This is a genomic window from Actinophytocola sp., from assembly GCF_050699915.1.
Taxonomy (GTDB): Bacteria; Actinomycetota; Actinomycetes; order Mycobacteriales; family Pseudonocardiaceae; genus Actinophytocola.
In genome coordinates this window covers 1-19,120 of record NZ_JBOHGA010000015.1, presented here as the reverse complement: position 1 = coordinate 19,120, position 19,120 = coordinate 1, and the positions used below count along the sequence as shown (strand labels likewise).

At 70.0% G+C, this 19,120-nt stretch carries 22 protein-coding genes; 15 read left to right on the top strand and 7 right to left on the bottom strand.

The window, feature by feature from the left end; all coding sequences use genetic code 11:
• The first annotated feature begins 159 nt into the window (after nt 1–159).
• The 3 genes from ACRDSK_RS04745 to ACRDSK_RS04735 all read left to right on the top strand — a co-directional run bounded on the left by ACRDSK_RS04745 (nt 160) and on the right by ACRDSK_RS04735 (nt 3,857).
• Nucleotides 160–1,533, top strand: a complete 1,374-nt coding sequence (locus ACRDSK_RS04745; RefSeq protein ID WP_431438666.1) for a dihydrolipoyl dehydrogenase family protein — start codon at nt 160–162, stop codon at nt 1,531–1,533.
• Nucleotides 1,534–1,592: 59 nt separating this feature from the next.
• Nucleotides 1,593–2,048 (top strand): hypothetical protein, encoded by a 456-nt coding sequence (locus ACRDSK_RS04740; RefSeq protein ID WP_431438665.1) that lies wholly within the window; start codon nt 1,593–1,595, stop codon nt 2,046–2,048.
• Between the two features lie 126 nt (nt 2,049–2,174).
• Nucleotides 2,175–3,857, top strand: coding sequence for a GAF domain-containing sensor histidine kinase (locus ACRDSK_RS04735; RefSeq protein ID WP_431438664.1), 1,683 nt, complete (start codon nt 2,175–2,177; stop codon nt 3,855–3,857).
• Here the strand turns inward: ACRDSK_RS04735 and ACRDSK_RS04730 are convergent, their stop codons facing one another.
• Both ACRDSK_RS04730 and ACRDSK_RS04725 read right to left on the bottom strand, forming a co-directional pair.
• Entirely contained in the window at nt 3,858–4,508 is a 651-nt protein-coding gene (locus tag ACRDSK_RS04730) for a response regulator (RefSeq protein WP_431438663.1), read from the bottom strand.
• The gene (locus tag ACRDSK_RS04725) at nt 4,505–4,735 is read right to left on the bottom strand and encodes a hypothetical protein (RefSeq protein WP_431438662.1); all 231 of its coding nucleotides are present in this window, start codon (nt 4,733–4,735) and stop codon (nt 4,505–4,507) included. The genes ACRDSK_RS04730 and ACRDSK_RS04725 overlap by 4 nt, the downstream gene beginning before the upstream one ends.
• A gap of 120 nt (nt 4,736–4,855) precedes the next feature.
• Between ACRDSK_RS04725 and ACRDSK_RS04720 the strand changes: the two genes are divergently transcribed.
• From ACRDSK_RS04720 to ACRDSK_RS04680, 9 genes are all read left to right on the top strand, one after another.
• Nucleotides 4,856–5,578 carry a response regulator transcription factor gene (locus tag ACRDSK_RS04720; RefSeq protein WP_431438660.1) on the top strand — a complete coding sequence of 241 codons (723 nt, stop codon included), beginning with the start codon at nt 4,856–4,858 and terminating at the stop codon, nt 5,576–5,578.
• Between the two features lie 11 nt (nt 5,579–5,589).
• Entirely contained in the window at nt 5,590–7,245 is a 1,656-nt protein-coding gene (locus ACRDSK_RS04715; RefSeq protein WP_431438659.1) for an ATP-binding protein, read from the top strand.
• Complete coding sequence (locus ACRDSK_RS04710; protein ID WP_431438658.1) at nt 7,242–7,745, top strand: DUF664 domain-containing protein; 504 nt, start codon at nt 7,242–7,244, stop codon at nt 7,743–7,745. The genes ACRDSK_RS04715 and ACRDSK_RS04710 overlap by 4 nt, the downstream gene beginning before the upstream one ends.
• Nucleotides 7,746–7,848: 103 nt before the next feature.
• Nucleotides 7,849–8,358, top strand: coding sequence for an Arc family DNA-binding protein (locus ACRDSK_RS04705; RefSeq protein ID WP_431438657.1), 510 nt, complete (start codon nt 7,849–7,851; stop codon nt 8,356–8,358).
• A gap of 68 nt (nt 8,359–8,426) precedes the next feature.
• Complete coding sequence (locus ACRDSK_RS04700; protein WP_431438656.1) at nt 8,427–9,278, top strand: DUF4097 family beta strand repeat-containing protein; 852 nt, start codon at nt 8,427–8,429, stop codon at nt 9,276–9,278.
• A 32-nt stretch (nt 9,279–9,310) separates the two neighbouring features.
• Nucleotides 9,311–10,261 carry an ATP-binding cassette domain-containing protein gene (locus ACRDSK_RS04695; RefSeq protein WP_431438655.1) on the top strand — a complete coding sequence of 317 codons (951 nt, stop codon included), beginning with the start codon at nt 9,311–9,313 and terminating at the stop codon, nt 10,259–10,261.
• Nucleotides 10,258–11,061: an ABC transporter permease gene (locus tag ACRDSK_RS04690; protein ID WP_431438654.1), complete on the top strand. Its 804-nt coding sequence runs from the start codon at nt 10,258–10,260 to the stop codon at nt 11,059–11,061. Before ACRDSK_RS04695 ends, ACRDSK_RS04690 begins: the two co-directional genes overlap by 4 nt.
• A gap of 9 nt (nt 11,062–11,070) precedes the next feature.
• On the top strand, nt 11,071–12,264 hold the full coding sequence (locus ACRDSK_RS04685) for a cytochrome P450 (protein WP_431438653.1): 1,194 nt from the start codon (nt 11,071–11,073) through the stop codon (nt 12,262–12,264).
• A 172-nt stretch (nt 12,265–12,436) separates the two neighbouring features.
• On the top strand, nt 12,437–13,219 hold the full coding sequence (locus ACRDSK_RS04680) for a DUF2637 domain-containing protein (protein WP_431438652.1): 783 nt from the start codon (nt 12,437–12,439) through the stop codon (nt 13,217–13,219).
• Between the two features lie 99 nt (nt 13,220–13,318).
• Here ACRDSK_RS04680 and ACRDSK_RS04675 read toward each other — a convergent pair whose 3' ends face one another.
• From ACRDSK_RS04675 to ACRDSK_RS04660, 4 genes are all read right to left on the bottom strand, one after another.
• The gene (locus ACRDSK_RS04675; protein WP_431438651.1) at nt 13,319–13,726 is read right to left on the bottom strand and encodes an ATP-binding protein; all 408 of its coding nucleotides are present in this window, start codon (nt 13,724–13,726) and stop codon (nt 13,319–13,321) included.
• Between the two features lie 45 nt (nt 13,727–13,771).
• On the bottom strand, nt 13,772–14,149 hold the full coding sequence (locus tag ACRDSK_RS04670) for an STAS domain-containing protein (protein WP_431438650.1): 378 nt from the start codon (nt 14,147–14,149) through the stop codon (nt 13,772–13,774).
• Nucleotides 14,150–15,062: 913 nt separating this feature from the next.
• Nucleotides 15,063–15,488, bottom strand: coding sequence for an STAS domain-containing protein (locus ACRDSK_RS04665; RefSeq protein ID WP_431438649.1), 426 nt, complete (start codon nt 15,486–15,488; stop codon nt 15,063–15,065).
• 132 nt (nt 15,489–15,620) lie between these two features.
• Nucleotides 15,621–16,295 carry a fasciclin domain-containing protein gene (locus ACRDSK_RS04660; protein WP_431438648.1) on the bottom strand — a complete coding sequence of 225 codons (675 nt, stop codon included), beginning with the start codon at nt 16,293–16,295 and terminating at the stop codon, nt 15,621–15,623.
• 255 nt (nt 16,296–16,550) lie between these two features.
• Here ACRDSK_RS04660 and trxA point away from each other — a divergent pair, with 255 nt between their 5' ends.
• Both trxA and ACRDSK_RS04650 read left to right on the top strand, forming a co-directional pair.
• Nucleotides 16,551–16,871 (top strand): thioredoxin, encoded by a 321-nt coding sequence (trxA, locus tag ACRDSK_RS04655; RefSeq protein ID WP_431438647.1) that lies wholly within the window; start codon nt 16,551–16,553, stop codon nt 16,869–16,871.
• Between the two features lie 50 nt (nt 16,872–16,921).
• Entirely contained in the window at nt 16,922–17,608 is a 687-nt protein-coding gene (locus ACRDSK_RS04650; RefSeq protein ID WP_431438646.1) for an anti-sigma factor, read from the top strand.
• Between the two features lie 45 nt (nt 17,609–17,653).
• Here ACRDSK_RS04650 and ACRDSK_RS04645 read toward each other — a convergent pair whose 3' ends face one another.
• The gene (locus ACRDSK_RS04645) at nt 17,654–18,112 is read right to left on the bottom strand and encodes a peroxiredoxin (protein ID WP_431438645.1); all 459 of its coding nucleotides are present in this window, start codon (nt 18,110–18,112) and stop codon (nt 17,654–17,656) included.
• A 194-nt stretch (nt 18,113–18,306) separates the two neighbouring features.
• Between ACRDSK_RS04645 and ACRDSK_RS04640 the strand changes: the two genes are divergently transcribed.
• The coding region (locus tag ACRDSK_RS04640; protein ID WP_431438644.1) for an endonuclease/exonuclease/phosphatase family protein at nt 18,307–19,120 on the top strand (814 nt) is incomplete at its 3' end.

Genomic DNA, 19,120 nt, shown 5'->3' with positions numbered 1-19,120 from the left:
GGTCGCGTCACGTTCCCCTGAGGTGCGGTTGGGAAGCCCCGCGGCCTGACAACTCCTGGACCCCGCTCCAAGGTCAAAGCCTGCCATCGCGATCACGGTGAGAGCATGCTGTGCTGTGCACGCACCGTGCACATCGCAACCGAGCCCGAGGGAGTCGAGATGCCGGGTACCGAGGTGGATGTCGTCGTCATCGGGTTGGGTCCGGGCGGCGAGGACGTCGGCGCGCGGCTGGCCAGGGCGGGCCTGTCCGTCGTCGGCGTGGACGCGCGGCTCGTCGGGGGCGAGTGCCCGTACTACGCCTGTGTGCCCACGAAGATGATGATCAGAGCCACGGACGCGCTCGGCGAGGCCCGGCGGGTCGACACGCTCGCCGGCTCGGTGACCGTCGAGCGCGACTGGGCGCCCGTCGCCACCCGAATCCGCGAGGAGGCGACCGACAACTGGGACGACACCGTCGCGGTCGACCGGTTCACCGACGCCGGCGGGACGTTCGTGCGCGGCCGAGGCAAGATCACCGGCGACCGCGAGGTCACTGTGTCCACATCGGACGGTGCGCAGGTCTTCCACGCCCGCAAGGGGATAGTGCTCAACACCGGCACCGACCCGGCCGTGCCGCCGGTCGACGGGCTCGCCGAGACGCCGTACTGGACCAACCGGGACGCGGTCGCCGTCGAGGAGGTGCCCGGCTCGCTGATCGTGCTCGGCGGCGGCCCCGTCGGCTGCGAGCTCGCGCAGGTCTTCTCCCGGTACGGCGCCGCGGTGACCGTGGTGCAGCGCGGTGACCGGCTCGTGCCGGTCGACGAGCCGGAGGCCGCGCGGCTGCTCGCCGAGGTGTTCGCCGCGGAGGGGATCACCGTGCGCACCGGGCTGTCCGCCGCACGGGTCCAGTTCGACGGCCAGTTCTCCGTGAAGCTCGACAACGGCGAGACGCTCAACGCCGACCGGCTGCTCGTGGCCGCCGGCCGGAGCACCGACATGGCCGCGCTCGGCATCGGCGCGATGGGCCTGGACGAGTCGGCCCGCGGCGTGTCCACCGACGAGCGGATGCGTGCCGCCGAGGGCCTGTGGGCGGTCGGCGACATCACCGGCAAGGGCGCGTTCACCCACATGTCGATGTACCAGGCGCGGATCGCCGCGGCGGACATCCTCGGCGAGGACGACCCGGAGCTCGCCGACTACCGGGCCGTGCCGCGGGTGACGTTCACCGACCCGGAGATCGGCGCGGTGGGCCTGTCCGAGGCGGCGGCCCGCGAGCAGGGCCTGCGGGTGCGGACCGCGGCCACTCCGATCTCGGCCTCCACGCGCGGGTTCATCCACAAGACCGGCAACGACGGGTTCATCAAGCTCGTCGAGGACGCCGACCGCGGCGTGCTCGTCGGCGCAACGGCGGCCGGCCCCAGTGGCGGCGAGATCCTCGGCGCGCTCGTCGTCGCGGTGCACGCCGAGGTGCCGACGAAGCTGCTGCGGCAGATGATCTACGCCTACCCGACCTTCCACCGGACGATCGAGGACGCGCTGGGCAAGCTCGCCTGACTTGCTTGACATTCCACTATGCCAGGTCGACGCTGGACCTATCACAGTGGGAGGTCAACATGTGGCACACCGTCCTCATCACCCTGCACGCCGCCACCGGGACCGTCGCCCTGCTCGCCGGCCTGCTCGCGCACCGCTCCCGATCCCTGTTCCGGACCTACCTGTGGTCGCTGGTCGCGAGCGTGGCCTTCCTCGCCGCGGCGGTGGCGCAGGAGTGGGGCCGGCTCGACGGGCTGTCCCGCGCGCTGTTCGGCTCGTTCGTCGTGCTGGGTCTGGTCATGGTGTGGCTGGCGCTCGCCGCACGCCGGCTGCCCGCCGGATCGCCCCGCTACGTGGACCTGGTCGGCTTCACGCTCGTGGCGCTGTTCGACGCGTTCGTGGTGATCACGGTGCTGAACGGGGGTGCGCCGATCGCGCTCGTGGTCGCCTCGGGTTTGGTCGTGGCGGTCGCCGGGCACTTCGTCCTGCGCGCGGCCAAGTCCCGGGCGACTGAGCGGACGCTCGTTCGGCCGTAACGACGTCATGATCTCCCTCGATAGCAGGAGTGCCAATCGGCCGCGGACCGCGAGACACTGGTCCATCATGGGTCGGGAGTGGTCATGTCGGACGATGCGCGGGCGGAAGAGACACGGAGTAGATCCATGGGGGCACCGCTGGCGGGCCTGCGCCTCGACGAGCTGCTGAGCGAGCTGCAGGACCGGCTGACGGAGATCACCAGCACCCGGGACCGCGTGCAGGGACTGCTGAACGCGGTCGTCGCGGTCAGCACCGGGCTCGAGCTCGAGGGCACGCTGCAGCGGATCGTGCAGGCCGCGGTGGACCTGGTCGACGCCCGCTACGGCGCGCTCGGCGTGGTCAGCGACGAGGGACTGTCGCAGTTCGTGTACGTCGGCATCGACCAGGCGACCCGGGACGAGATGGGCCACCTGCCGGAGGGCAAGGGGCTGCTGGGCCACCTGATCCAGCACCCGTTCCCGATCCGGCTGCCGGACCTGACCGCGCACCACTCGTCGGTCGGCTTCCCGTCCAACCACCCACCGATGCGCAGCTTCCTCGGCACGCCGATCCGGCTGCGCGACGAGGTGTTCGGCAACCTCTACCTCACCGAGAAGAAGGGCGAGGCCGAGTTCACCGCCGACGACGTCGTGGTGCTGGAGGCCCTCGCCGCGGCGGCCGGTGTCGCGGTGGAGAACGCCCGGCTGTTCGAGGAGGCCCGGCTGCGGGAGCGCTGGCAGCAGGCGTCCGGCGAGGTCAACTCGCTGCTGCTGGGCGGTGCCTCCAGCGCGGACGCGCTCACGCTCATCGCCCGGCGAACTCGTGAGCTGTCCGCCTCGGACTGCGCGCTGATCCTGCTGGCCGACGAGACCGGCGGAACGCTGGCGGTCCGGGCCGGCGCCGGCGCCCGCGCCGAGCAGCTGATCGGCCTGACCGTGCCGGCCACCGAGCCCGCCTTCGCCGCGGTGCTCGCCGAGGGCACGCCCACCGCGTTCGCGGACTTCACCCACACGGCCGGCGAGGAAGGCTCGATGCTCGGCGACTTCGGCCCGGCCCACGCGGCGCCACTCGGCTCGGCGACCGTGATCAGCGGCCTGCTGCTGGTGCTGCGGAACAAGGGCGGCGGCCGGTTCGAGAAGGAGCACCTCTCGTTGCTGGCGTCGTTCGCCGACCAGGCGGCGCTCGCACTGGAGCTGGCGGACAAGCAGCGCCAGCAGCGGATGCTCGACGTGCTCGCCGACCGAGATCGGATCGCCGGCGACCTGCACGACCACGTCATCCAGCGGCTCTTCGCGGCCGGCATGAGCCTGCAGGGCATCGTCCGGCGCATCGCCGACCCGAGCGCGCGCGGCCGCGTCACCCGGGTCGTCGGCCAGCTCGACGAGACCGTGCGCGAGATCCGCACCTCGATCTTCGACCTGCACACCGTGCACGAGGCCGACCCGGCCAGCGTGCGCCGCCGGATGCTCGACGTCGTCGCCGAGGCCAGCGCCGGGAGCGGCATCTCGCCGTCGGTGCGCATCTCCGGGGCCGTCGACTCGCTGGTGTCGGAGACGCTCGCCGAGCACACGCTCGCCGCGCTGCGCGAGGGGATCAGCAACGCCGTCCGGCACGCGCGGGCCACGGACATCACCGTCACCGTGGAGGCGGGCGCGGACCTCGTCGTCGACGTGACCGACGACGGCGTGGGCATGCCGGCCGACGTGGCCCGCAGCGGCCTGCACAACCTGGAGCGCCGGGCCCGCGAGTGCGGGGGCAGCTGCGTGGTCGCCTCCCGGCCGGCCGGCGGCACCCGCCTGACCTGGCGCGTCCCGCTGGCCGACAGCTGATCAGCCGGCCGCCTCCGGCGGCCCGCCGGTCTTGCCGAGCCGGGCCGCGAACTCGACGAGCTGCGTGCGCCGGCTCAGACCGAGCTTGCCCATCAGGTGCGACACGTGTGTCTTCACCACCTTGTCGGCGATACGCAGCGCCGCGGCGATCCGGCGGTTCGACAGCCCCTCGCCGATCAGCCCGAGCACGGCCCGCTCCTGGTAGGTGAGCCCGGCGAGCGGGTCGCGGGTCTCGCGCTCGCGGCGCAGCCGGCCCAGCAGCGCGAAGGTGGTGCGCCGGTCGAGGACGGGTCCGCCGGACGCGGCGAGTCGCAGGCTTTCCGCGAGATCGGCGCCGTACCGCGGCGCGACGCCGGCCGCGCCGGCCATGATCGCGTCGAACAGCGTGTCGTCGTCGGCCCGTGAGGTCAGCAGCAGGCAGCGCAGACCGGGCGCCTGGCTGCGCAGCTCGCGGCACAGCTCCAGGCCGTTCCCGTCCGGCAGCCGGGTGGCCAGCAGCGCGACATCCGCGGCGTGCCGGGACACCGAGTCCAGCGCCTCGGCGACCGAGCCGGCCTGCTCGACGACCTCCAGGCTGGCCTCGTCCGCGAGGCGCTCGGCGACCGCCCGAGCCGGTTCGGGAGCGTCGACCAGCAGGACACGCACGGTCACGGGTGCGCGCCGCCCGTGAGCATGGCGGCGTGCCGGAGCTCGTCGATGGTCTCGTCGACCCGGCCGATCGCCGTGCGGATCCGCTGCCCCGCCTGGGCGTTGTGCTGCGGGTGCACCTGCGCCAGCGCCTGGTGCAGGTCGAGGCCGACCTGGAAAAGACGGTTCACCGCGAGGTCTACCACGCCATGCGGCGCGGGTTCCCGGAGGTCGGCGTCGAATGTGGACATTGGCCGGGTCTCCTCGTGGCGTGAGTGGCGATCGGGTCACGAACGTCCCGGTTGCACTACCTCCTTGATAGCGTGCCAACCTGGTCTTTTCGTCCGTTGACACCTCAACATCGGATCAACGTGGAACCCAGCGACGGCACGGTCGGGACAGCAGCCGGTCGGCGTCCGACGATCATGATGATCGAGGACGACCAGGACCTGGTGGCCATGTGTGCTGCCTACCTGGCCCGGACCGGCTTCGAGTTCACGCACGCCGGCGACTCACGGTCGGCGCTGCGTTGCCTGGGGGAGCAGCACTTCGAGCTGGTCGTGCTGGACCTCGGGTTGCCCGACGGGGACGGGCTGGACCTGCTGCGGACGCTGCGGCAGCGCGACATGCTCCCGGTGATCGTCGTGACCGGGCGAGGCGAGGAGACCGACCGCGTCGTCGGACTCGAGCTCGGTGCGGACGACTACCTCGTCAAGCCCTTCTCGCTGCGCGAGCTCGTCGCCCGGATCCGCGCGGTGCTGCGACGGTCCGGCGCCGACGCGGCGTCTCCGCCGGTCATCCACCTGGGCGGGCTGGTGATCGACACCGGTGCGCACGTGATCCGCGCCGCCGGCGAGCAGATCGAGCTGACGCCGCGGGAGTACTCGCTGCTGGAGTTCCTCGCCACCACGCCCGGCCGGGTGTACTCCCGCGAGCAGCTGCTGGCCGACGTCTGGGAGTCCTCGGTGGAGTGGCAGGCGCCGGCGACCGTCGACGAGCACGTGTACCGGATCCGCCGCAAGCTCGCCGGCGCCGACGTCCAGGCGCCCAGAATCACCACCGTGCGCGGCTTCGGGTACCGCCTCGACACCTGAGAGGTGACGGCTTGACCGAGTCGTCCATCGACTTCCGCGGACTGTTCGACGCCGCGCCCACGCCTTACCTGGTGCTCGCGCCGGACCTGACGATCGTCGCGGTCAACCAGGCGTACCTGACCGCGACGAAGACCCGCCGGGAGACCCTCGTCGGCCAGCCGATCTTCTCGGCGTTCCCGGACAACCCGGACGACGGGTCCGCCGACGGGGTGCGCAACCTGCGCCGGTCGCTGGAGACGGCGCTCGCGACGGGCGAGCCGGACACCATGGCCCTGCAGCGCTACGACATTCCGGTCGGGTCGGACGGGCGGTTCGAGGAGCGGTACTGGAGCCCGATCAACACGCCGATCCGGGCCGACGACGGCACGATCACCCACATCATCCACCGGGTGCTGGACGTCACCGAGTTCGTCCGCTCCGCGGGCCGGGCACCGCCTGGCGCGCTGGCGCGGGTCTCCGAGCTCGAGGCCGACCTGTTCGCCCGCGCCCGCGAGGTCCAGGACATGAACCGGCGGCTGCGCGAGGCCAACAGCGAGCTCGCCACGACCACCGCCGAGCTGCGTGCGCAGCAGGAGGCGAAGGACCGGTTCATCGCGACGCTGTCCCACGAGCTGCGCAACCCGCTCGCGGCCATCCATGCGGCGGTCGAGCTGCTGGGCTTCGACGTGCCGGCCGGCCACCCGTCGCTGGGAGTGCTGGAGCGGCAGACGGCCACGCTGACCCGGATGACCGACGACCTGCTCGACGCCACCCGGGCGCTGACCGGCCGGCTCGAGCTCGACCGGCGGCGGGTAGACCTCCGAGAGGTCGTCGAAGACACCGCCGCGGATGTCGGTGCCGAGTTCGCCGCCGGCAGCCGCACGCTGCGGATCCTGGTGCCACCCCTGCCGGTGCCCGTCGACGGCGACCGGATGCGGCTCGCTCAGTTGCTTGGCAACCTGGTGAGCAACGCCGGCAAGTACACCGAGCCGGGCGCGACCATCGTCGTCTCCCTCGCCGCCGAGGACGGTTCGGCGCTGCTGACGGTGTCGGACGACGGCATCGGCTTCGCCCCGGCGCTGACCGACTCGCTGTTCGAGGTGTTCACCCGGGTGGCCCCGGTCGGCACGACCGCCGTCAGCGGGCTGGGCCTCGGGCTGGCGATCGTCCGCACGATCTGCGAGCTGCACGGTGGCACGGTGACCGCGCACAGCGATGGCCAGGGCATGGGCGCGGAGTTCCGGGTCCGGCTGCCGCTGGCCGTTTCGTCCGATGTGGATGGTCCCGCCCCGGTGGTCCCCGTGCACCGGGAACCGTTGCGGATCCTGGTGATCGAGGACAACGCGGACCTCGGGTACACGTACCGGGCGCTGCTGGAGCGCCGGGGCGACACGGTCACGGTCGTCACGACCGGCCTGGACGGTCTCGAGACGGCGGCGTCGACGCCGTTCGACGTAGTGCTCTGTGACATCGGGCTGCCGGACATCGACGGGCTGCAGGTCGCCCGGCACCTGCGCGCCCAGCCCGAGACGCAGGGACTCGTGCTCGTCGCGGTGTCCGGGTTCATCCAGGAGGACGACAAGCGGCGGGCGCTGGCCGCGGGCTTCGACGCGTACCTCCCGAAGCCGATGAGCCCGGCCGAGCTGGATCGCGTGCTGGTCGAGCTCACCGACAAGGTTCGCCGATGACACCGTTCCCTGAGCCGAACGCACCGGCGTCGTCCCGGGCCGAGGTCTTCCTGGGCTACCTGGACTTCCTGCGCACGCGAGTGATCGAGAAGGTGCGCGCCTTGCCCGCGAGTTCCCAACGCACGAGCCGCCTGCCGTCCGGCTGGAGGCCGGTGGAGCTGCTGAAGCACCTGCGGTATGTGGAGTTCCGCTGGATCGAGTGGCGCTTCGAGGGCCGCTCCGTGGATTCCCCTTGGGGCGACGAGGAGTCCGGCCGCTGGCACGCCCCCGAGCCGCTCGCCGAGCTGGTGGCCGCTCTGGAGACCCAGGCGGAGCACACCAGCGCGGTCGTCTCGTCGACCGACTTGTCGACCATCGGGGCTCCCGGACCCGGCTGGCCGGGCACTGGCGAGCCGGCCACCTTGGAGCGGGTGCTGTTCCATCTGCTGCAGGAGTACGCCCGGCATCTGGGCCAGCTGGACATCGTGGCGGAGCTGTCCGACGGCCCGACGGGGGAGTAGCCGCTAGGAGCTCGGCGGCTGAGACGCTGACTGGTGCCACGTGTGGCAGCACTCTGAGCCAAGTCTCCTTGCAACGGTGCCACTCGTGTGCCATAGTGGCACCATGGACTTGACCTCGTACGTGAACAAGCTCGGGCAGGAGTTCGCCACTCTTGCCGAAGCCGGCGGCGACGAGGCGCGCGCGCTGGTCGAGCGCCTGACCGGGCCGCTCGAGTCGGCGATCCGGATGACGCTGCTGGAGGCGTTGTCGGCCGCCGCGGACGAGATCACCAGTGACCTGGCGCCCGGTTCGGTGGAGCTGCGGCTGCGTGGCCGCGATCCCGACTTCGTCGTGACCACGCCGTCGAACGAGCCGCTCGGCGACACGGCCGAACCGGCGAGCACGGAAGACCGTGCGCTGTTCGCCGAGGACGGCCCGAGCGCGCGCATCAACGTCCGCCTCCCGGAACAGCTCAAGACCGCGATCGAGGAGGCCGCCACCAACGAGGGGCGCTCGGTCAACGCCTGGCTGGTCCGCGCGGCTTCGACCGCGCTGCGGCAGCCGGACCGCGACCAGCGTCCGGAGCACGGCGGCAACAGGGGCCGGCAGCGCTTGACCGGCTGGGTGCACTAACCCGCGCCGAGCACCACACGTCCTCGACCTGCGAGGACGCCAACCAGACACAAGATGAGGGGACACCCATGCCTACTTTCGAAACACCCGAACCGATCTCCGTCACGCTCGAGCTCGGCGTCGTCGGCGACGTGTGGATCAGCGCGAGCGACCGAACCGACACGGTCGTCGAGGTCCGCCCGAGCGACGAGTCCGACGAGTCCGACGTCAAGGCCGCGAGCCAGGTCCGCGCCGAGTACGCGAACGGCACCCTGCTGGTCACCGGGCCGAAGGCGCGGCCCTTCGACTTCTCCCGCAAGACGCGGTCGGTCGACGTGTCCGTCGAACTGCCCAGCGGCTCGCGGGTGTCCGGCGAGGTGCAGGTGGGCGACTTCCGCTGCACAGGCCGGCTCGGCGAGTGCAGGTTCAAGACCTCCGCCGGGGATGTCCGGCTCGAGCAGACCGGTGCACTGCGCCTGGACACCTCGGCCGGTCACGTCGTCGTGGACCGCGTCGCGGGCAACGCCGAGATCCACACCGGATCCGGGAAGGTCACCGTCGGCGAGGTCGACGGCACCGCGGTCGTCAAGAACTCCAACGGCGACACCGAGATCGACGCGGTCACCGGCGACGTGCGGGTGCGTTCGGCCAACGGCGCCATCTCCGTCGACCGCGCGGGTGCGGGAGTCGAGGCCAAGACGGCCAACGGCAGCGTTCGCCTCGGCGAGGTGGCCCGCGGTTCGGTCGTGCTCGCCACCTCGATGGGCGATCTCGAGGTCGGCATCGCCGAGGGCACCGCCGCCTGGCTCGAGGCGGACACCAAGTTCGGGAAGATGCGCAACCTGCTCAGCAGCGCCGACCGCAAGCCGGAGGAAGCCGGCGAGACCGTCGAAGTGCGCGCCCACACCTCATTCGGCGACATCACGATCCGCCGCTCCTGACCCGTTCTCCTTGCGCTGAAAGGGAAACAGCCATGACTACACACTCGGCGATCGCGGCCACCGGGCTGCGCAAGTCGTTCGGCGACCACGTCGTGCTCGACGGTCTCGACCTGAACGTGCCACCGGGAACTGTCTTCTCGCTGCTCGGCGCGAACGGTGCCGGGAAGACCACCACGGTCAAGATTCTGTCCACTTTGGTCAAGGCCGACGGTGGCAGCGCGCGGGTGGACGGCCACGACATCGCGGCCGAGCCCGACGCGGTGCGGGCCGCGATCGGCGTCACCGGTCAGTTCTCGGCGGTGGACAACCTGCTCACCGGCGAGGAGAACCTGCGTCTGATGGCGGACCTGAACCACCTCGGCCGGGCCGAAGGCCGCCGCCGTGCCGCCGACCTGCTCGACCAGTTCGACCTGGCGGACGCCGCCGGGAAGTCGGCCTCGACCTACTCAGGCGGCATGCGCAGGCGGCTCGACCTCGCGATGACCCTGGTCGGCAGCCCGCGAGTGATCTTCCTCGACGAGCCGACCGCGGGCCTGGACCCGCGCAGCCGGCGCGGCATGTGGCAGATCGTCCGCGACCTGGTGGCCGGCGGGGTCACGATCTTCCTCACCACCCAGTACCTCGAGGAGGCCGACGAGCTCGCCGACCGGATCGCGGTCCTCGACCACGGGCGGCTGGTCGCCGAGGGAACCGCGGCCGAGCTGAAGCGCCGGATCCCCGGTGGCCACGTGCTGCTGCGGCTCGCCGACGCGCCCGGCGTCGAGGCCGCCGTGGGCGACCTGGGTCAGCTGTCCCGCGACAACGGCTCGTTCGCCCTGCGGGTGCCCAGCGACGGCAGCGTCCGCGCGCTGAAGGACCTGCTCGACCGGCTCGAGGACCGGGCCGTCGAGGTCAGCGAGCTGTCCGTGCACACGCCGGACCTCGACGACGTCTTCCTCGCCCTGACCGGAAACTCCACGAACGAGAAGGTGAGCGCACGATGAGCGTTCTCGACCGCCCGGCCCTCCGGTTCTACCCACTGCGCGACTCGGCGACGATGTTGCGCCGCAACCTCAAGCACATCGTGCGGTACCCGTCGATGACGGTGCTGCTCGTCGGGATGCCCATCGTCTTCCTGCTGCTGTTCGTCTACGTGCTCGGCGGCACGATGGGCGCGGGGCTCGCGGGCGCGTCCGGCGGGCGCGCGGAGTACGCGAACTACGTGGCGCCGGCGATCATCCTGATGACCGTGACGGCCACCGTCCAGGGGACGGCGATCTCGGTCGCGATGGACCTGACCGAAGGCGTCATCGCCCGGTTCCGCACCATGCACATCGCCCGTGTCTCGGTGCTGACCGGGCACGTCATCGGCAGCGTGATCCAGGCGATGTTCAGCGTGGCGCTCGTGATCGGGGTGGCGCTGCTGGTCGGCTTCCGACCCGCCGCGGGCCCGGGGGAGTGGCTGGCCGCGACCGGATTCCTGGTCGTGGTGACGTTCGCGCTCGTCTGGCTGGCCGTCGCGCTCGGACAGGTGAGCAAGAGCGTCGAGTCGGCGAGCAACCTGCCGATGCCGTTGGTGCTGCTGCCCTTCTTCGGCAGCGGGTTCGTGCCAACCGACTCGCTGCCCGCCGGGCTGCGCTGGTTCGCCGAGTACCAGCCGTTCACGCCGATCATCGAGACCCTGCGAGGGTTGCTGATGGACAAGCCGTTGGGCGACAACGCATGGCTCGCGCTCGGCTGGTGCGCCGTCATCGCGCTCGGTGGATACCTGTGGTCGAAGAAGCTGTTCAACCGCACCGATTGATTGGGAGCCATGATGAAGGACCCCTTGGCAGAGCTGCCACTGACGCGTCCGGCGGGCTGCCCGTTCGACCCGCCCACAGACCTGGCCCGACTCAGTTCGCAGCGCCCGTTGGCCCGCCTGACCTACCCCGACGGCCATGTGGGGTGGTTGGTCACCAGCCACGAGCTGGCCAGAGCGGTGCTGGCCGATCGGCGGTTCAGCTCACGGTACGAGTTGGCGCACTACCCGATCCCGGGGCTGGGCATCGACGAGCTGCCTCCCGCGCCGGTCGGGGACATGACCGGCATGGACCCGCCCGAGCACACCCGCTACCGCAGGCTGCTGACCAGCAAGTTCACCGTCCGCCGGATGCGGCAGCTAACCGAACGCGCCGAGCAGGTCACCACCGAGCACCTGGATGAGATGCGGCGGCAGGGCCCGCCGGTGGACCTGGTCGAGGCCTTCGCGCACCCTGTGCCGGCCGTGATGATCTGTGAGCTGCTGGGTGTCCCGTACGCCGACCGAGAGACGTTCCGGGGCTACATGGCGACGATGTCCAACCCGGACTCCACACCGCACGAGCAGTTCACCGGGTACAGCGCGCTGCAGTCGTATGTGGAGGAGCTGGTCCAAGCCAAGCGGACCAGGCCGACCGATGACGTGCTGAGCGACCTGACGACGAGTGACCTCACGGACGAGGAACTAGCCGGCGTAGGCACGTTCCTGTTGGCCGCCGGCCTGGACACCACAGCCAACATGCTCGCCCTGGGAACCTTCGCCCTACTGCGAAATCCGGCGCAGATCGCCGCCTTGCAAGCCGACCCGGCCGCCGCGGTGGAAGAACTGCTGCGGTACCTGTCCATAGCCCACACCGGAATCCGGGCGGCGCTGGAGGACGTAGAGCTGGCGGGCCACCAGATCAAGGCAGGCGAGTCGATAACCATCTCGATCCAGTCCGCAAACCGCGACCCGGCCAGATTCGCCAACCCCGACACCCTCGACCTTCACCGAAAGGCCACCGGCCACCTGGCCTTCGGCCACGGCATCCACCAGTGCCTGGGCCAACAACTGGCCCGAGTCGAGATGAACGTCGCCTACCCCGCCCTGTTCACTCGCTTCCCGACACTGCGCTTGTCCGCCCCACCGGAGGACGTGCCGCTCCGAGCACCCCACCAAGGCATCTATGGCGCACAACACCTCCCAGTAACCTGGGAAGTGGCATAACTCGGGGACGAAGCCCTGGTGACGACCGGACAGAGGGCTGCTCAGAGCTGGTGGGAGAGGGTGCCCCCGGCGCGATTCGAACAGCATCCGCACGAATCCGTACCCGTCGTGAGCTGCTGGTTTCTGCGACGGTGGCGGTGTCGCGTCGTCGGCGTGGTCAGGGTGGGGCCTGATGACTGCGACGGGCGAGGTGGTCCGGTCGCGTGGGCGGGCGGGTCTGGATGAGTGGGTGCGGCGCGGGTGCACCTTGCTGGTGGCGGGTGTGGCTGCGTATGCGTCGTTTCAGCATCAGCGGGAGTTCGCCTTGGGCGGGGGTTCCGATCCGGTTGGTGCGGTGTTGTGGCCGCTGTCGGTTGATGGTCTGTTGGTGTTGGCGACTGTGGGGGTGCTCAGGGTCGGCGAGCAGGCCAGTGGTCGGGGTCGGGTGGCGGTGTGGTTGTCGTTCTGGCTGGGCATCGTGATGTCGTTGGCGGCGAACATCGCGGCTGCGCCCGCGCTGGAGTGGCGGCCGGTCTTGGTGGCCGGGTGGCCGCCGGTTGCGCTGCTCCTGGCTGTCGAGCTCTTGGCCCATGGCCCGCGCTCCCAGGGGCGCACCGAGACCGACGCGACCGCGGGCGAGAGTGAGTTGACCACTGCCGAGACGGTCCGAGGTAGCGAGGGCGTCGCCCTGGTCGACAGCGAGAGTGGCGATGGAGGTGGCCGGGAGATCGGGCAGGTGATCACTCTCGCGAACGGTGCGCCGACCTCTGAAGAAACGGCCGAGCCAGTCACCGCCCAGGAGGTCATGTGGACGCATTACAGGCGTGAGGTGGCTGGTGGACGCATGCCGACCGGTGCCGAGCTGGACCGGGTCGCGGGTACCAACAACTACGGACGCACTGTGCTACGGCAGTGGCGCGAACATGGCCGAATCCCCGCGGCGGACCATCCCGGCGGACAGCGCGTCGTCACTTGATCTGGAGGGTGCGCGATGACCGGCCGGCGATTGGGACGGATACCTGTCTCCTGCGGGTAGACATCGGCGTCCCGACGGGGTTGCCTGGCTCGCCGATGTCTATACCTCGAGATCCCAGTTCATCGTCACCGTCGTGCCCGCGTCAGTGGCCACGATCTCGGCGTTGGTGCAGAGGTTGCGGATCAGGACGAGCCCGCGGCCACGAACGCCGGGATCGGCCGGTGGTTCGCGCCAACGGCCCCAGTCGGTGACCGTGACCGTCAGTCGCTCAACACCCATCGTCGCGTGTAGCTCGATCACGCCGTCAGGACGGTCGGGAAAGGCGTGCTCGACGGCGTTCGCCAGCGCTTCGTACCCGGCGAGCGCGACGGCCTGCACCTGTTCCTGGGCCAGGCCGGCCCGGCGTGACCAGTCGATCAGGTCGCGACGTAGCGACGACAGCTGGTCGATCGACGCGTCGCCGCGGTAGCGAAAGTCCGCGATCCGGCCACTCGATGTGCCCGTCACCTCGATCACCTAGCCCCAGAAATCGTGTGCCGTTCCGGTCGGCGGTCAGGCGGTCAACGCTTCCTCGAGCGTGGGGAACACGGCGAGCTCGTCGGTGAGTCCGGTGATCGTCAACCGACGGAGGGTCGCCGATCCGGTCGCGACGATCCGGAGCCGGGTGTCCTGACCGGCCATCTGGTGCGACTCGACCAACGCGGCCAGACCTGGGGAGGTGAGGAAATCGACCTTGCTCAGGTCGACGACGATGGTTCGGGGGCGATGCTCCAACGCGGCGGCCACGGCCGCGGTCAGTTCCCGGGCGGCGAGCGCGTCGACGTCGCCGGCCAAGTCCACCACGACGGCGTCCCCGAGCCGCCGCGTGTCCTTGACGATGCCGGAGTTCGGCTTGGCCGAGTGTCCACCGGCGGACGGCGAGGTATCCATACTCGGCATCATGCCCCACCCGGCGGCACTCACATGCGATCGAACAATCGACGGCGGCCCGGATGGCCTATCAGTGCACGTCGAAGGCGTCGTCGACCGTGTCAGCGACGCTCAGCATCTCATCCAGACTGGTGATCTCGATCGCCCGCCGCGGTCCGTTCCTTGCCACGACACGCAGCACCCCCGGACCCGCGGCCAACTTGGCATCGACCAGGTGACTCAACCCGACGGACCCGAGGAAAGGTGACACCACTCAGGTCGACGACGAGGACGGCCGGCCGAGCCAGGCGAGCCTCGTCCAGCGCGGTTCGGAACCGGTCCGCACTCACCAGGTCGACCTCGCCGTCGACGGCCAGGACCGACCCTCGCTCGTCACGCAACAGGCGGACGGACAGCACCACGTCGCCGGGCGTTGAGTCAGACTCAGACATTCAACTCTTTCATCCGAAAGCCGTGAGCACGGCGCACCGTGATGAAGGTACCCGTGGGGTCTCGTCGGCCCTGTCCACCCTGTCGGACAGACGCGCAGCGACGACCCGGAGCCGTTGCCGTCGACGGAGTAGACCGCGACACAGACGTTCCTGGTAAAGATCGATCGCGGTCACGCAGCGCGGTGTCGGGGGTTGAGCGGGGGCGTGGCGGTCACCTGGAACCGCCCCGACCTGATCTTCGACGTCGCCGCCGTTCGATCACCGGTCAAGAGCGGCGATCGCTAGGGACGCGACGCCTCGGGTCACACGTGGTGCTGAGCGGTCGCGATCGCTCCTGACGCCGCCGGTCAACCGTGCGTATCAGTGTCCGCGAGGTAGAAACCCCTCGCTGGAGAGCACGGTGCCATCCTTGGCCCTACGACGTGTGCGCGAACGGCTCGGAGTCGGTCTCCGGACGCTGGTCAGACGCTGGTCAGTTGGGTTCAGTCGGTGGCGAGTGCGTCGTCAAGGGTGGAATGGAACGTGATCGCGCCGGTGGAATCGGTCGGAACCGTTCTCGAGACCCGAGCGTCGTCGGTTGCGACGATCTGTAGCCGTATTGCCGCGCCGGTTTGCTGATGTGCGTCGACCAGGAGGTGTGTCCCCGCCGATGCCACGAACGTCACCGTGCTCAGGTCCAAGATCAGGGTTCGTGGTCTCCGGTCGAGGATGGCGTCGATCACCTGGGCCACCTGGCGTGCCTTCACCGCGTCCAGGTCACCGGTGAGTTTCAAGACGATGGCGTCGCGGTGTGACTCCACTGCGGCGATACCGGACGGACCGTACCCCAGCGGCTGGTCAGCGAGCGGTGGCTCGGCAAGCATTCGCCGATTATCCCCTTCAGTGGTTCCGCGCGCGATGGTCGACATGTGCCGGGTGCCTATTGGTGGTGACTATGGGCGTGAAGGCGGTCGCAGGTTGTGTGAACCGCTGTACAAGGTGTGGCCGCCGGACCCGTCTTCGGGTCCGGCGGCCACGGCATTCGGGTGACACCTTCGGTGTCAGCTCGTCGGCATGAGCACCGAGTCGATGAGGTAGACGGTGGCGTTGGCGGTGTGTACGCCGCCGCAGATCACGTTGGCGTCGTTGACTTTCAGGTTGTCGCCGGAGCCGGTGACGTCGACCATGCCCTTCTCGACGGTGGCCTGCTGGCCGACGACCTGGTCGGGCGCGAGCTGGCCGGGCACCACGTGGTAGGTGAGGATCTTGGTCAGCAGCGCGTCGTCGGTCTTGAGGGTGTTGATGGTGGCGGGCGGGATCTTGGCGAACGCGGCGTCGACCGGCGCGAAGACGGTGAACTCGCCGCCGTTGAGGGTGTCGACCAGGTTCACCTTCGGGTTCAGCTTGCCGGACACCGCTTGCACGAGGGTCTTGAGCAGTGGGTTGTTGCTGGCGGCGACGGCGACCGGGTCCTGGGCCATGCCGGCGACCGAGCCGGCGCCGTCGGGCACCTGCTCTGCGTAGCCCGCACAGCCCGGGCCGACGAGGTCGGCGGCGGGGTCGGCCATGTCGGGACTGTCCGAGGTGGACTCAGCGGGCGCGGGCGCCTCGGTCGCCGTGTCGGCGTTGCCGCTGTCGTTCGAGGCTCCTTCGTCGGAGCTGCTGCAGGCGGTGCCGAGGAATGCGATGAACGCGACACCGACTGCCAGCGTCCCGCGACGAATCATGCGCTTCATGCTGGTGAACTCTCCTGTGTGTTGGCATGCCGGGCCGCGTCGGCCCGACCGGTCGTGCGTCCTCAGTTGATCTGGGGCGCGATGTCCGAGGGTTCGGAGCCGTGGTCGAGCCGGATGGGGCGAATAATTCGCCGTGACCGACCTGTTATCCGATGGCTCATCTGGCCGGCCCGGTGCGGCTTGTGGCAAGGCGCACCCATCCGCGGCCGGTTCACCTGCGAATACGGGATGACCGATGCGACCTGAGGAGAGCTCGTGGAGATCAAGCCCGTCACGACGGACACGTTCGTGGCCGATGTGTTGAACAGTGACCTGCCGGTGCTGGTCGATTTCTGGGCGCCGTGGTGTGGTCCGTGCAAGGCGCTCGCGCCGGTGCTGGCCGGCATCGCCGAGGAGCACGCCGGGCAGGTCACCGTCGTGAAGGTCGACATCGACGAGAACCCGGAGATCGCCGCCGACTACCGGGTGATGTCGATTCCGACGATGACGTTGTTCGTGCGCGGCGAGCCCGCAGTGTCCATCCCGGGCGCCCCGTCGCGTTCGACGATCGTCGACCGGCTCGCCGCGTACCTCTGACGGTCCACACAGGAGCCACACAGGTGTGTGCGCATGACCGGGATCGGCACGTGACCGCTGACCTGCACAGCTTGACCGGTGCCTACGTACTCGACGCCGTCCCCGACGACGAGCGGCGCGCGTTCGAGTTTCACTTGAACGGGTGTGAGTCCTGTGGCCGGGAGGTGCGCGAGTTCCGGGCAACCGCGACCCGCTTGGGTAGCGCGGTGGCCATGCCGCCACCACCGGCGGTGAAGGCGCGCGTGCTCGCACGGATCCGGGCGGTGCGTCAGGGCGGTCGGGTGCGTGTCGGCCGGTCGGATCGGCTGGTGCGTGTGTTCGCGGCCGCGGCGGCGGTGTTGCTGGTCGTCGCGACCTCGCTTGGTGTCGCGCTGGCCCGCTACCCGCATCTCGAGGAGGGCAGGCCGGTGTCGGCGCTGTCGGCGGTCATGGGTGCGGACGACGTCCGGCTTGTGCGGGCCGACTCGTCGGCGGGTCGGGTCACGCTCGTCGTGTCCCGCCGGCAGGACCGGCTCGTTCTGCTCACCGAGGGCGTGCCGCAGCCGCCGCCGGGGCGGGCCTACCAGATCTGGAAGGTCACCCTCGACTACCGCTCGGCCGGGCTGCTTCCCGGTGGGAACGCGGCTGTCGAGATTCCCGGCATCGCCGACACCGAGCGGATTGCGATCACCGTCGAACCCGTCGGTGGTTCCAGCCGCCCGACAGATCGGCCCGTCATCACCGCGTCACTCACCTGACCGCGTCATTCACCTGACACCGCCGGCCGCGTCGAACCGGTCCGGTCAGGTCGGCGCGTGGGTGCGTAGGACGGCGAGCGCCCGGTCGGCGTGCACGGCCACCCGGAACTCGCTCTTGATGACCGCGAGGATCCGCCGGTCGGTGCCGATGACGAAGGTGCGGCGGCGGGTGCGCAGCGGCCCGAAGGCGCGGCGGACGCCGAACCGGGTGGCGACCGCGCCGTCGGGGTCGGACAGCAACGGGTAGTCGAGATCGTTGATCAGCGAGAACTGTGACTGCGTGGTGCTGGAGTCCGGGCTGATCCCTACCCGCTGCGCGCGTAGCGCCGCGAACTCGGCGGTGAGGTCGCGGAAGTAGCAGCTCTCCGCGGTGCACCCGGCGGTCATCGCGGCCGGGTAGAAGAACAGCACGACCGGCCCCAACGCCAGCAGCCCGGACAGGGTGCGTGGATCGCCGCTGTCGTCGATGAGCTCGAAATCCGCGACGACGTCACCTGTCTGCATGTGCTTCCTCCACGGCCGGATCGTGCCTGTTGAGGCCAGCGTGGCCCCCTCACGGTTCGTCGCCGCAGGTGTCCTGGATTGGTCGGGCGGTGCGAAGCGATGCGCGTTCGAGTCGCGCGTCACGATCGGGTGACGCTGACCGATTTCGGGCGCAGTCCGCCAAGCCTTCACCGGTCGGCCTCCGAAGCAGCCCCATGTCGCAGCATCGTCGCCGAGCCGCACACCGTGTCCTCCACTGTGGACTGTCTCGGCCGGTTGGTGCCGTCGTCGTCCTAGCCGTCGTGCTGTGTCTGCCGTTCGCGATGCCGGCATCCGCCGATCGTGGGCCGGCCAGGTCGTTGTTCGGCCCGGCGGGAGGCGACGGGTTGCATGTCATGTCCTACAACCTGCGCTTCGCCTCGAACACTGGCCCGAACACCGGCCCGCATTCCTGGTCGCGGAGGCGTCCGGTGCTGGCCGAGCTGTTGCGCCGCGAGCGGCCCACGATCCTGGGCACCCAGGAAGGGCTCTACCCACAGCTGCGCGACGTGGAGCACGACCTGCCCGCCTACTACGACTGGATCGGGCAGGGCCGCGGCGGCGGACACCGAGATGAGTTCGTCGCCGTCTTCTTCGACACCCGGCGGCTGGAACCGTTGGCGTCCGGGCACTTCTGGCTGTCTGACACACCGGAGGTGCCGGGCTCGACGTCGTGGGGCAACACCACGGTCCGCATGGCAACCTGGATCCACTTCGCGGACAAGCACACCGACAAGCACACCGACAAGCACACCGACAAGCACCGACAAGCACACCGACAAGCACACCGACAAGCACACCGACAAGGACACCGACAAGCACACCGACAAGGACACCGACAAGCACACCGACAAGGGACTGCCCTGAGGTTCCCCCAAGATCGTGGAGGCATGGACTATGAGGATCATGTGTCATGTCGGAGAAGCGAAGGCAGTTTGACCGGGAGTTCCGTGAGGGTGCGGTCCGGATCGTCCGCGAGACGGACAAGCC

What these genes read in the sequence shown, in the direction of transcription:
- ACRDSK_RS04705 (WP_431438657.1), top strand. Translation starts at nt 7,849, where the DNA reads ATGGACTTGACCTCGTACGTGAACAAGCTCGGGCAGGAGTTCGCCACT.
- ACRDSK_RS04735 (WP_431438664.1), top strand. Translation starts at nt 2,175, where the DNA reads ATGGGGGCACCGCTGGCGGGCCTGCGCCTCGACGAGCTGCTGAGCGAG.
- ACRDSK_RS04660 (WP_431438648.1), bottom strand. Translation starts at nt 16,295, where the DNA reads ATGAAGCGCATGATTCGTCGCGGGACGCTGGCAGTCGGTGTCGCGTTC.
- ACRDSK_RS04745 (WP_431438666.1), top strand. Translation starts at nt 160, where the DNA reads ATGCCGGGTACCGAGGTGGATGTCGTCGTCATCGGGTTGGGTCCGGGC.
- ACRDSK_RS04670 (WP_431438650.1), bottom strand. Translation starts at nt 14,149, where the DNA reads ATGGATACCTCGCCGTCCGCCGGTGGACACTCGGCCAAGCCGAACTCC.
- ACRDSK_RS04740 (WP_431438665.1), top strand. Translation starts at nt 1,593, where the DNA reads ATGTGGCACACCGTCCTCATCACCCTGCACGCCGCCACCGGGACCGTC.
- ACRDSK_RS04710 (WP_431438658.1), top strand. Translation starts at nt 7,242, where the DNA reads ATGACACCGTTCCCTGAGCCGAACGCACCGGCGTCGTCCCGGGCCGAG.
- ACRDSK_RS04690 (WP_431438654.1), top strand. Translation starts at nt 10,258, where the DNA reads ATGAGCGTTCTCGACCGCCCGGCCCTCCGGTTCTACCCACTGCGCGAC.
- ACRDSK_RS04685 (WP_431438653.1), top strand. Translation starts at nt 11,071, where the DNA reads ATGATGAAGGACCCCTTGGCAGAGCTGCCACTGACGCGTCCGGCGGGC.
- ACRDSK_RS04665 (WP_431438649.1), bottom strand. Translation starts at nt 15,488, where the DNA reads ATGTCGACCATCGCGCGCGGAACCACTGAAGGGGATAATCGGCGAATG.
- ACRDSK_RS04700 (WP_431438656.1), top strand. Translation starts at nt 8,427, where the DNA reads ATGCCTACTTTCGAAACACCCGAACCGATCTCCGTCACGCTCGAGCTC.
- ACRDSK_RS04725 (WP_431438662.1), bottom strand. Translation starts at nt 4,735, where the DNA reads ATGTCCACATTCGACGCCGACCTCCGGGAACCCGCGCCGCATGGCGTG.
- ACRDSK_RS04695 (WP_431438655.1), top strand. Translation starts at nt 9,311, where the DNA reads ATGACTACACACTCGGCGATCGCGGCCACCGGGCTGCGCAAGTCGTTC.
- ACRDSK_RS04645 (WP_431438645.1), bottom strand. Translation starts at nt 18,112, where the DNA reads ATGCAGACAGGTGACGTCGTCGCGGATTTCGAGCTCATCGACGACAGC.
- ACRDSK_RS04680 (WP_431438652.1), top strand. Translation starts at nt 12,437, where the DNA reads ATGACTGCGACGGGCGAGGTGGTCCGGTCGCGTGGGCGGGCGGGTCTG.